Origin of the sequence: Pseudomonas sp. AF32 (genome assembly GCF_022342325.2) — a bacterium.
Taxonomy (GTDB): domain Bacteria; phylum Pseudomonadota; class Gammaproteobacteria; order Pseudomonadales; family Pseudomonadaceae; genus Aquipseudomonas; species Aquipseudomonas uvaldensis.
This window is the reverse complement of record NZ_RQJK02000036.1, coordinates 37,030-49,367: the sequence shown is the minus strand read 5'-3', so window position 1 is coordinate 49,367 and position 12,338 is coordinate 37,030. Positions and strand designations below refer to the sequence as shown.

Genomic DNA, 12,338 nt, shown 5'->3' with positions numbered 1-12,338 from the left:
TTCGGTGGGGCCGTACATGTTGTAGAAGCGGATGGTCTGGCAGTTGCGCAGCTTTTCCCAGGTCGCGGCATTGATCGCTTCGCCGCCGAGCAGCACGCTGACCGGCTGGTAGCGCTGGCGTTCCAGCAGGCCGGCGGCGAGCAGGGTGTCGAGCTGCGACGGGGTGGAGTCGAAGGCGTGGACCTGGTGCTGTTCGAGGAAGTCCAGCAGTTCCTGGCCGCTGGCGCGGATCAGTTGCGGGATGATCACCAGGCGATGGCCGGAGAACAGCTGGGCGATGCCCTTGATCGACATGTCGAAGAAGAAGCCGGCATTGAGGGCCACGGTGGCCGGGCTTGGGCAATGCCGGTGGGTGGTGCGGGTCATCACCTGCCAGAAGTTGAACACCGAACGGTGCTCGACCATCACGCCCTTGGACTGGCCGGTGGAGCCGGAGGTGTAGATCACGTAGGCCAGGTGCTCCGGCGTCAGCCCCGGTACCTGCGGGTTGGCGTCGAACGCGGCATCGTCCGCCGCCTGCAAGGAAGCGTCGGTGTCGAGCAGCAACAGCGGCAGGTCGCCGGAGGGCAGGGAGAGCGCCGCTTGGGTCAACAGCGCTTGCGGCTGGCTGTCCTGGAGCATGAAGGCCATGCGGTCGGCGGGATGGGCCGGGTCGATGGGCACGTAGGCCGCACCGGCCTTGAGCACGCCGAGCAGGCCGACGATCATCTCCAGGCTGCGCTCGGCGCAGAGGGCGATGCGTTGGTCGGGCTGCACGCCCAGGGCGAGCAACTGGCGGGCCAGGTGGTTGGCGCGACGATTGAGCTGGCGATAGCTCAACTGACGGTCTTCGCAGACCAGGGCGACGGCGTCGGGGTTGAGCTGCACCTGGGTTTCGAACAGGGCATGGATCGGCTGGGCCGGTCCGAAATCCGTGGCGGTGCGGTTGAAGTCCCTGAGCAGCAATTGCCGCTCGGCGTCAGGCAGCACTTCCAGGCTGCTGGCGAGGCGCTCGGGCGCCTGTTCCAGGGCTTCGACCAGGGCGGCCACGGCCTGGCCGAGGTAGGCGGCAATGCGTTGTGGGTCGATGCCGGTGATGGACTGGGCGGTGATGGAGAAGTCATCGCCTTCATCCGCGACGGCCACCTCGATCGGGTAGTTGGTGCGTGCTTCGTTACTCAGGAAGCGCACGCCGTCCCAGGCCAGCACCTGGCCTTCGTTGGCGAGCGAGCCACCGTCGGTCTGATGACGATAATTGAGCAGCGTGGTGAACAGCGGCAAGCCCGCGCCGACGCCACTGCAACGCTGGGCCAGGGCCAGGGAAGCCTGCTCGTGGGACAACAGTTCGCTGAGGTCGCGATAGGTTTCATCCACCAGCGCGCCGACACCGAGCCCGGCCAGTCGCACCCGCACCGGCAGGGTGTTGATGAATACGCCGAGTGCCCGGTCGGCGCCCATCGTGCCTTGCAGGCGACCCGCGACCACCGTGCCGAATACCACGTCGTCACGGTCGGTGCAGCGCCCGAGTACCTGGGCCCAGGCAATGTGAAACAGCACCGCCGGGGTGACGCCAGCGGTGCGTGATTGGGCACGGATCCGCTGGCTCAGGGCGGGTTCGAGTCGCACGCTGGTTTCCGTGACCTGACTGCCGTCGCCCTGAACGTCCAGTACGCCGAAGGGCGCCGTGGGTTCGTCGACGCTCGCCAGCCGGCTGCTGAAGTAGGCTTCGTGGGCCTGGGGCGGCGTTGCCAGGACCTGTGCGACGAACTCCCGGTAGGGCATCGGCGCCGGCAGGCTTGCGGCCTCGCCCTGCAGCAAGGTCTGGACCTCTTCGAGGACGATCGCCAGGGATACGTGGTCGCTGATCATGTGGTGGTCCAGCAGGCTCAGCCACCAGCGTTCAGAGTGTGGATCCCCGGCGATGCAGGCGTGCATCAGCGGCGCCTGTTGCAAGTCCAGGCGCAGATGCCGTGGGTCACTCATGCGTTCCAATTGGACGCGCGGATCTTCATCGGCCGACAGCGTGACGGGTTGTACGGGCAACGTTGCCTGGCGTTGTACCACCTGGACCGGTTGTGGCTGGCCGACCCAATGCATGGCCGTGCGCAGGATGTCATGGCGGTCGATCACCTGCTGCAAGGCGCCAATAAAGGCATCGAGCCGCGAGCGGCTGTCGAACTCGATCATCGAGCGCACCAGATAGGCATCGCCTTCATGCCCCAGCAGGTGATGGAACAGGATGCCTTGTTGGAGCGGGGCCAGGGGGTAGATGTCCTGGATATTGGCGGCACCGCCAGGCACGGCGGCGACAATACGGTCGAGCTGGGCCGGGGTCAGCTCGACCAAAGGCAGCATGTCCGGTGTCAGGGCCGTGCAGTCGGCCGGGATGCGGTTGGCCGGCGCCAGGAACGGTGTTTCATCGCTGCGGCCCAGGGCCTGGGCCATTTCCCGGACGCTGGGGGAGGTGAACACCGTGCGCACCGTGGCGCTCAAGCCATGCTGGCGCAGGCGGTCGATCAGGCTCACCGCCAGCAACGAATGCCCGCCAAGCTCGAAGAAACGATCATGACGACCGACCTGTTCCAGACCCAGCAGTTCTTGCCAGACGTTCGCGACAAGCTGCTCGATCTCGCCCCGTGGCGCCTCGTAGGCGCGGCTGGCGAACGCTTCCTGGCCCGGTGCGGGGAGGGCGCGACGGTCCAGCTTGCCGTTGGGCGTCAAAGGCATGGCCTCCAGCTGTACGAACGCGCTGGGCACCATGTACTCAGGCAGCGCCGCGAGCAATGCCGCTCGCAGTTGTTCCACCGGCACCGGCTCACCGCACAGGTAGGCGACCAGGCGCTTGCTGTCGGACTGGCCCGGCTTGCTTTCCTGGGCGACCACCACCGCTTCACGCACACCGGCACAGCGGGCAAGGACGGCTTCGATTTCTCCAAGCTCCACACGGAAACCGCGGATCTTCACCTGGTCATCGTTGCGTCCCAGGTATTGAAGGGTGCCATCGGCGCACCAGCGACCCAGGTCGCCGGTCTTGTACAGGCGGGCGTGCGGATCGGTGCTGAACGGGTCGGCAATGAAACGCTCGGCTGTCAGCTCCTGGCGATTGAGGTAACCGCGAGCGACGCCGACGCCGCCGATATGAATTTCCCCGCAGACGCCCAAAGGCGCGAGATTGCCCGTGGCGTCGAGCACGTGCAGTTGGGTGTTGCGCAGCGGTTTGCCGATGGAACGGAAATCGTCCCGGTCGCTTTCCATCCGGCGGATCGACGCATTCACGGTGGCTTCGGTCGGGCCGTAGGCGTTGAACAGCGCCGGACGGTGACCGGCGCGGGCGAACCATTGGGTGACCGCCTGCTTGCCCACCGCTTCTCCACCGATCATGAACTGGCGCAGGCAAGTGGGCAGGGCGACGTGAGCGTCCCGGCTCACCTGTTGCCAGAACACGGTCGGCAGGTTGGCAACGCTGATCGCGTGTTGCTCGCACAGCGTGGCGAAGGCCGCCGTGCCGGCGATCCAGGCGTCGCTGCGCAGCACCAGCGTGGCGCCGGACAGCAAGGCGCCGAAGATCTCTTCCACCGACATGTCGAAGGTCATGCTGGCAAATTGCAGGATGCGATCCTTTGGATTGAGGCCGTAGCGTTCCTGCAGGGCGCCGATCTGGTTGCACACCGAACGGTGTTCGAGCATCACGCCTTTCGGCTTGCCAGTGGAGCCGGAGGTGTACATGACGTAGGCCAGGTGCCGTGAAGTCAGGCCTTCGATGCGCGGGTTGCTGTCGTCGCCATCTGTGGCGTCATCCAGCAGCAGTTGCGGTATTTGCAGCGATTGGAAGGGTTCGGCCAGGGCGCCCTGGGTCAGCAGCACCCGTGGCGAACTGTCGTCGAGCATGTGCTGCAAGCGATCCTGCGGATAGTTCGGGTCCAGCGGCACATAGGCGCCGCCGGCCTTGAGGATGGCCAGCATGCCGACGATCATTTCCGGGCTGCGTTCGACCAGCAGCGCCACCCGCTCATCCGGGCGAAGCCCGGCGGCGATCAGGCGATGGGCAATACGGTTGGCCCGCGCGTTGAGTTCGGCATAGCTGAGGCTGACGTCTTCGGCCTGCACGGCGATGGCTTGAGGTTGCGCCTGCACATGTTGCTCGAACCATTCCTGCAACAGTTGCCCCTCGGGGAACGTTGCGTGGGTCTGGTTGAAGCGGCCGAGCAGTTCGCGCCGTTGGGCGTTGTCCAGCAACGGCAAGGTCGCCAGCGCTTGGCTGGCATCGTCCAGCATCGCCTCAAGCAGGTGCAGCAGATGCCGGCCCCAACGGGCGATGGTGGTTTCCTCGAACAGGTCGGTGGCGTACTCGAACTGGCCGCTGATGACGTCGCCGTCGTCGTTGAGCGACAGGCTCACATCGAACTGGGTGGTGCCGGTGGGCTGGGCCAGCGGGGTCAGGTTCAGTCCCGGCAGGGCCAGGGCCTGGTCGTGAGGGGTGTTGCCAAGCACCAGCATGGCCTGGAACAGTGGGCTGTGGCCGAGGCTGCGCTCCGGTTGCAGGGCTTCGACGACCTGTTCGAAAGGCAGGTCCTGATGGCTGTAGGCGTCGAGGGTGGTGGCCTTGATCCGTTGCAGCAGTTCATCGACGCGATTGTGGGCCTGGACGTCGATGCGCAGGGCCAGGGTGTTGACGAAGAAGCCGATCAACGCCTCGGTTTCCCGGCGGGTGCGGTTGGCGACCGGGGTGCCGACCACGACCTGCGGTTGGTTGCTCAGGCGCGAAAGCAGGATCGACCAGGCGCCGAGCAAGGTCATGAACGGGGTCAGGCCCTGTTCCTGGCTGAAGCGGCGCAGCTTGGCGCTCAACGGCGCAGGCAGTTGCAGCGCCAGGGCGGCGCCCCGGTAGCTCTGCACCTGGGGCCGTGGATGGTCGGCGGGCAGTTCCAGCAGGGCCGGGGCCCCGTCGAGGTGCTCTTTCCAGAAACGGGTCTGGGCTTGCAGGCGTTCGCCTTGCAGGTGCTGCTGTTGCCAGGCGGCGTAGTCGGCGTATTGCAGCGCCAGGGGTGGCAGCGGATCGTCGAGGCCTTGGCAGAATGCGGCATACAGGGCGTTGAACTCCCCGATCAACACCGCCACCGACCAGCCGTCGGAGACGATGTGGTGCTGGGTCACCAGCAGGATATGGTCGTCGTCGGCCAGGCGCAGCAGGCGTCCGCGAATCAGCGGGCCCTGGCTCAGGTCGAAGGCTTCGCGGGCTTCGTCCTGGGTCAGTTGCTCGACGGCGTGTTGCCGGGCGTCGGTGTCCAGCGCGCGCAGGTCGTGTTCGATCAGAGTAAAGCCAATGTCGGCCGGGGCGAAGCGTTGGCGGGCTTCACCGTCCATGTGCTGGAACGTGGTGCGCAGGCTTTCGTGACGGGCGACGATGCGGTCCAGGGCCCGTTGCAGGGCGATGCGATCCAGATGGCCGCGCAGGTGCAAGGCGGCAGGCATGTGGTAGGCGACGCTGGCGGCGTGGTCCAGCTGGTCGAGGAACCACAGGCGTTGCTGGGCCAGGGACAGCGGCAGCGGTTGGTCGCGGGGCACCACGGCAATGGCCTGGAGCTGCGAGGTGCCGGCCTGTTCCACGTGTCGGGCCAGTTCGCTCAGGGAGGTCTGGGCGAACAGGGTGCGCAGGTCGATCTCGACCCCCAGGTCCTGGTGCAGGCGGGCTTGCAGTTGCACGGTCAGCAGGGAATGGCCGCCCAGTTCGAGGAAACCGTCGTGACGGCCGACCTGATCCAGGTGCAGCAGGTTTTTCCAGATCTCGGCAATGGCGACCTCGGTGTCGCCTTGTGGTGCCTCGTAAGCCTTGCTGGCCAGGGCTTCCAGGCCGGGAGCGGGCAGGGCGCGGCGGTCGAGCTTGCCGTTGGCGGTCAGGGGCAGGGCGTCCAGGTGGACGAAGGCGCTGGGCACCATGTATTCGGGCAGGTGTTTGAGCAGCGTGCTGCGCAGTTGCGCGACCGGCACCGGCTCGCCGCAGAGATAGGCCACCAGCCGCTTGCTGTCGGGCTGGCCGGGATTGTCCTCGCGGGCGATCACCACCACCTCGCGGACGCCTGGGCACAGCGCCAGGGCCGCTTCGACTTCACCGATTTCGATGCGCAGGCCGCGGATTTTCACCTGGAAGTCGTTGCGGCCCAGGTATTCCAGCGCGCCATTGGCCAGCCAGCGACCCAGGTCGCCGGTCTTGTAGAGGCGTGCATTCGGGTCACTGCTGAACGGGTCGGCGATGAAGCGCTCGGCGCTCAGTTCCGGCTGGTTCAGGTAGCCTCGGGCGACGCCGATGCCGCCGATGTGGATCTCCCCGGCGATGCCCAGTGGTTGGGGCTCGCCACGGGCATCGAGCACGTGCATCTGAATGTTGGCGATCGGCTTGCCGATGGGCACGCTCTCTCCCGGATCGCTGGGGCGGCAGTGCCAGGCGGTGACGTCGATGGCCGCCTCGGTCGGCCCGTACAGGTTATGTAATTCGACACCGGCCAGTTGGCCTTCGAAGCGACGTTGCAGGCTGCGAGGCAGGGCTTCGCCGCTGCACAGCACCCGGCGCAACGCCGGGAAGTCCTGGCTGTCACGGTGTTCCAGGAACAGATCGAGCATCGACGGCACGAAGTGCAGCATCGTGATGCCCGCCTCGCGCATCACCCAGGCCAGGTAGTCCGGCTCCTGATGCCCGCCTGGACGCGCCATGACCAGTTCGGCACCGGCCAGCAGCGGCAGGAAAAACTCCCAGACCGATACGTCGAAACCGAACGGTGTTTTCTGCAGGACCCGGTCACTGGCGTCGACGCCATACTCGTCCCGCGCCCAGAGCAGGCGGTTGACCACGCCCAGATGCTCGTTCATCACGCCTTTGGGCATGCCGGTGGAACCGGACGTATAGAGCACATAGGCCAGGTGCTTCGGCGTCAGGCCGAGGACTTGCGGGTCAGGGTTGTGTTCGGGGTAGGCGACACGCTTGTCATCGTCGAGCGCCAGTACCGGCACGTTCATCGACGGCAGGTGTTCGCGCAGCGCCTGGCTGCTCAGCACGGCGCGGGGCGCACTGTCGTCGAGCATGTAGGCCTGGCGGGCGCTCGGCAGATCCGGGTCGATGGGCACGTAGGCGCCACCGGCCTTGAGGATGCCCAGCAGGGCAACCACCATGTCCGCCCCGCGCCTGAGGCACACGGCCACCCGGTCATCCGGCTTCACGCCGAGTTCGATCAGGCGATGGGCAAGCTGGTTGGCCTGGCGGTTGAGCTGACCATAGTTGAGCAACGGCCCACCGTCGCCGCGCACCGCGCAGGCATCCGGGCGCCGTTCGGCCTGCTGCTCGAACAGTTCATGGATCAGCACATTGCGGGGGTAGTCGCGGGCCGTGGCGTTGAAGTCGACCTGCAAGTGACGCCGCTCGGCCTGGCTCATGAGCGGGAAGCGTCCCACCGGGGTGTCATGCTGCTCCAGTACCGCTTCGAGCATCGAGACAATGCGATCCTGCAGGTACCGGGCTTCTTCCACGCTGAAATAGGCGGTGTTGAAGTTGAAGTCCAGGTGCACGTCTTCGAAAGGATGGTAGTCACGCACGAAGATCGCCATGGGCGTCTGCTCGTAGCCGTTGTCCATGGTGATCACCGTGGACGAGGTGCCACCGAACTGATCGTCCCCATCCAGGCTTTCGAACGACAGCGAAACATCGAAGAGCTGCCGGCGGCCGGTCTGTGCCAGACGCAGCAGGCGATTGAGTTCGGCAATCGGGAACCGCTGGTGGCGGTAGCAGCGACGCAATTGGCTGCCGGCGGTGTTCATCAAGTCCAGCAGCGAAGCGTCCAGGTCGACGGGCAGGCGAATGGGGCTGACCGAGGAAAACATCCCTGCGGTTTCCTTGGTGCGAGCGTTGGTGCGGTTGTGCACGGGCATGCCGATGACCATTTCATCGACGCCCACGGTGCGGCAGAAATAGGTGGCGACCACACTGATCAGTACATGGGCCACCGACAGGCTGCGTTCGCTGGCGAACTGGGTCAGGGCGTTGTACAGCGCCCGGGGCAGCATCGCCTGGACCTGGGCACTGGGGGCCAGCTCATTGGCCTGGCCGGTCTTGAAGTCGGCCCGGCGTTGCAGCAGCGAGGGCGGCAGTTGGGCGTAGGTTTCCTGCCAGAACTCGCGGTCGCGCTCGTAACGGGACGATTGCAGGTAGGCCCGGTCGTCCTCCAGGAACGAAAGATAGGAGTGACCTTCTTGCACCTCCTCGTGACCTGCCAGCAGGCCGTTGTAGGCGGCTCCCACAGCGTGACCGATGAGTGCCACGCTGATGCCGTCGGCCACCAGATGATGGTAACGGTTCAGCCAGTAATGACGGTTCGGGCCGCAGCGCACCATGCGTGCTTCCCAGAGTTGGCCGGTCAGCGACTCGAACGGCTGGCGGAAGGCCTTGCGCAGGTACTCCATGGCCAGGCCAGCGTCGGCTTCGGCTTCGGTGAATTCCACCACCTCCATCTTGACCTTGACCTCGGGCAGCACCCGTTGGCGGCCCATGCCGCCCTCATGGCTGAAACTCAGGCGCAGTGCGTCGTGGTTGTTGGCAACCAGCTCGATGGCTTTCTCGAACAGCGGGATGTCGATCTCGCCCTTGATCTCCAGGGACATGCCGATGTTGTAGTAGGGCAGGTCCGGGTGCGCGATCTGGTCGAGCCAGATGCCCTGCTGGACAGAGGCCAGTTCGTGGGTGGCGCAGTCTTGCGTGGGCAACATTTGGGTCGACGAATCCATTTCGGAGCACCTGCAGGCAGAATCAATTGAGGTTTGTCTCCGTTCGAATGGCGGTGCATGGAGGCCTGGGCGACTGCCAATCGGCGGGATGCAAATGGTTGTGGGGAGGGGCATCGGGGCGGGTGGACAGAGGCCTGGTGCGATGGCGTCGTCGCGGGGCGTGTCGTGGCCTTTCGATGGGTCGCATTGCCTTCCGACCGCGCCTGATATCCCTTCACAAGGTGGGAAAAAATTAGAGGATCCGTTGCGCGGTGTCTGTCATGGGAAGCAGGGACAACGGCGGGAAACCGGGCTTTGCGGCGCTTGGGCGTGGTCATGTGACTCTGTTATACCAACGACCCTGAGTGTGCTTGCGAGGGTCTGAAATGCCACTGATCGCCGAATCGGATCGCCCGGTATCCAAGTTCTGGAGCCTGTCCCGTTTTCCCAATCATCCCCATGCAGGTGCGGTCGAAGTGATCGATGCGCTGGCGATTTCCAAGGAGGATTTCACCCGCCGCTACGTCAATCGCAACCGCCCCTGCCTGATCAAGAATGCGGTGCGGCACTGGCCGGCGTTTCACAAGTGGAACCGCCTGGACTACCTCAAGGCTCACTCGCGCAACCAGGCGGTGGTGGTCCGTTCGCAAATCGTCTCCGAGGTCATTGGCTGGTCCAATCCCAAGGTCAAGGCCGAGCTGACCGAGTACGCCAACACGGTCTACCGGGAAATGCCGTTCCACGAATTTCTCGACGACCTGTGCGAAGGCGATGGGCCGCTGGTGGCCGACAGCTGTCGCTTCTCCGAGGGCTCGGCCATCGAGCCGATGAAGGAGGACGTGGGCGGCTTGCCGTTCATGCCACAGTTGGGCAAGTCCCGGGCCTATCCTCCCCATCGCAGTTTCCTGTACCGCAACTCCTACACCGATTGGCACTTTCACGTGACCGACGAGACGTTCATGGCGCAGGTGGTGGGGGCTAAGGAGGTCTTGCTGCTGCCGCCGGACGAGACCAGTTGGCGGGCGCTGCGCCCGGTGATCGAAGAGGCGGGTTATCTGTACGACATTGACACCGGGCGGTTCCCCGGTACGCGGGATCTGCATGCCCTGCGCACGGTGGTGGAGCCGGGCGATGCGCTGTACATTCCGGTCTACTGGTGGCATGCGGTGCAGTCGGTGGACGACGCATTCGGCGCCACGGTCGCGGCGACGTTCCCGACGCCCCTGCACGTCAGTGGCGACATCAGCTCGCCCATCGCTCGGCGGGTGTTGCGCACCTATCTGTTCTCCCGATACGCGCCCCTGGTCTTCGGTGCGGTGGCGTATTCCCTGGCCTATCGGCTGATGAGCAAGCTGATGGGTGTCGCCACGCCGCGCGACGTGCGCACATGAGCCTGGCGGGCGGCCGTCGGGGGTTCGATCTGGGGCGCGGGTTCTATTTTCTCTGGTGCGGCGAGTCTCTGGCCGTAGTGGGCACGGCACTGATGGAGTTCGCCCTGGGCGTCTGGGTGTATACCCACACCGGCTCGGCGGTGGCGTTCGCCAATGTGGTGCTGGCGGCGACATTGCCGGCGGTGTTGTTCCTGCCGCTGGCGGGAGGGTTGGCCGACCGCATCAGCCACCGGGTCATCATCGTCTGTTGTGACGTGAGCCTGGCAGTATTGTTGCTGGGGGTCATGGCGCTGCTGTGGTATGAGCGCCTGGAGCCTTTGCACCTGTATGTCTTCAACTGCCTGGCGTCGATCGTCGGGGCCTTCCGCAAGCCGGCGTACCAGGCTGCCGTGAGCATGATCGTCGCTCCGGACAAATTCACCCGGGCCTCCGGCCTGGTCAGCATCAGCAAGAATGCCTCGGCCCTGGTGGCGCCACTGCTGGCGGGGGCGATCATGGCGAAGGCGGGGCTGGTGACGATCCTGGCGGTGGACTTGCTGACGTTCTGCTCCGGCACGTTGCTGGTCATCAAGGCGTTTTCCCACGCGCGGGTGGCTTCGGTCCATCACGACAGCGCCGTCAAAGGCAGTGTGTTTGGCGGCGCCCTGGGCAATGTCGCCGCAGCACTGAGGTTCTTCGCTGCCGAGCGGCTGATGGCCGGGCTACTGGTGTACACCATGATGCGCGGCGCGGTGTTGGCACTGGCGACCCTGATGATGACGCCGTTGCTGCTGTCGACCTTGGGCAGCCAGACCCTGGGGATGGCTTATACCTGGGCTGCCCTGGGTGGCCTGGCCGGGGCGGGGTTGCTGATTTCCATGGGCAATCCCAGGCGATTGATGGCGCTGGTGGCGGTGGCCGATCTGCTCCTGGCCGGGTGCGTCGTTGCCCTGGGCGTGGTCTCCCACGCCGTTGCCTACTGTGCCCTGGCTTTCGTCGCGATCACTATGGCGAGCATCGCCGATGCCAGCGTGAACTCGCTGTGGATGCGTCGGATTCCCGCCGGCAGCCGCGCCAGTGTCTTTGCCCTGATCAGCATGTTGACCATCGCGGGTACCAGCCTGTCTGTCATCGTCGGTGGCTTCCTGGTGGACCATTGGTTCCAGCCGGCGCTGATGCCGGGTGGCCTGTATGCCGACTCGATCGGACGTTGGCTCGGCGTAGGGCCGGGACGTGGCGTCGGCCTGCTGTTCGTGGTGGCCGGCGCGTTGTTCGTACTGCTGCCCCTGAGCGTCCTGCTCTACGGGCCGATGCGGCGCCTGGACGAGTCGCCGACTCACGGGACCATCGTCACAGTGGCCGCCAGCCCCCAGGTCGAACCCCTGTAATGCCTGGCCTGGCCTGCTGTACCGGATTCCCGTGACAGACAGGCCAAGCCCGGTGGGTCAACCTTTGCAGACGCTGCTGCCGCCCGTTTCCGAACGGACAGGACGGTATCGCCACCTCATCGGAATCGACAACCCTCACCCAGAAAAGGAGCACCTATGCGCCCGTCGTTTTATGATTCCAGCCGTTTTCCGCACCTGAAGAACCTTGCCGATAATTGGGAAGTGATCCGTGAAGAATTCCTGGCCCTCGACGCACCGACCCTGACCATCAATCGCGTGGGCAAGTCGATCACTGAGATCGTCGACGAGGTCACCGCGCACATGGAAGCCGGCGGCGAGTATGGCTGGCTCTGGGGCTGGGGGGATGACATGGATGTTATGCCGGAGTGGACCCAATACGGCCTGGTCGCCTATGACACGCCGATCCCCTACGCCCGCGCCGCCATGCCCGGGACCATCGACCTGTTGAGCAAGATTCCGGGGATCAAACTCTGCGCCTTGCTGCGCATGGAGCCCAACGTTTTCCTCGGCACCCACTCCCATACCGGCACCTGGGAAGAAGGCTTGTTGCACATGCAACTGACCATCGATGCGCCGACCACCCAGAACTACGCCTACCTCAATGTCAATGGCAGCTTCAACCAGAGCACTAACGGCAACCTGGTGATTTTCGACGGCTCCCTCGACCATTTCGCCGTCAATGCTTCCCGGGCTCACCGTACCGTGCTTTATCTTGAGTTCTATCGCGAGAAGCACATGGCGGCATGAGGTCCACCTGGTTGGGCGGGTGCAAGTCTGCTCGTGGAAGATGGGCGTCAGCCGACGTCATCGCGAGCAGGCTTTCCCTGAAATG

At 65.1% G+C, this 12,338-nt stretch carries 4 protein-coding genes; 3 read left to right on the top strand and 1 reads right to left on the bottom strand.

All coding sequences use genetic code 11. From position 1 onward, the window contains the following. A partial coding sequence (locus EGM97_RS25430; protein WP_477788876.1) for a non-ribosomal peptide synthetase occupies positions 1-8,748 on the bottom strand: 8,748 nt, incomplete at its 3' end. Positions 8,749-9,113: 365 nt separating this feature from the next. Here EGM97_RS25430 and EGM97_RS25425 point away from each other — a divergent pair. The 3 genes from EGM97_RS25425 to EGM97_RS25415 all read left to right on the top strand — a co-directional run bounded on the left by EGM97_RS25425 (position 9,114) and on the right by EGM97_RS25415 (position 12,253). After that, positions 9,114-10,118 (top strand): cupin-like domain-containing protein, encoded by a 1,005-nt coding sequence (locus EGM97_RS25425; protein ID WP_238961639.1) that lies wholly within the window; start codon positions 9,114-9,116, stop codon positions 10,116-10,118. Next, positions 10,115-11,485 (top strand): MFS transporter, encoded by a 1,371-nt coding sequence (locus EGM97_RS25420; RefSeq protein ID WP_238961640.1) that lies wholly within the window; start codon positions 10,115-10,117, stop codon positions 11,483-11,485. The genes EGM97_RS25425 and EGM97_RS25420 overlap by 4 nt, the downstream gene beginning before the upstream one ends. 156 nt (positions 11,486-11,641) lie before the next feature. After that, on the top strand, positions 11,642-12,253 hold the full coding sequence (locus EGM97_RS25415; RefSeq protein ID WP_047700989.1) for an aspartyl/asparaginyl beta-hydroxylase domain-containing protein: 612 nt from the start codon (positions 11,642-11,644) through the stop codon (positions 12,251-12,253). The last annotated feature ends 85 nt before the right edge of the window (positions 12,254-12,338 follow it).

Bases quoted from the DNA above. Each gene is read 5' to 3' on its own strand.
- EGM97_RS25425 (WP_238961639.1), top strand. From the start codon at position 9,114: ATGCCACTGATCGCCGAATCGGATCGCCCGGTATCCAAGTTCTGGAGC.
- EGM97_RS25420 (WP_238961640.1), top strand. From the start codon at position 10,115: ATGAGCCTGGCGGGCGGCCGTCGGGGGTTCGATCTGGGGCGCGGGTTC.
- EGM97_RS25415 (WP_047700989.1), top strand. From the start codon at position 11,642: ATGCGCCCGTCGTTTTATGATTCCAGCCGTTTTCCGCACCTGAAGAAC.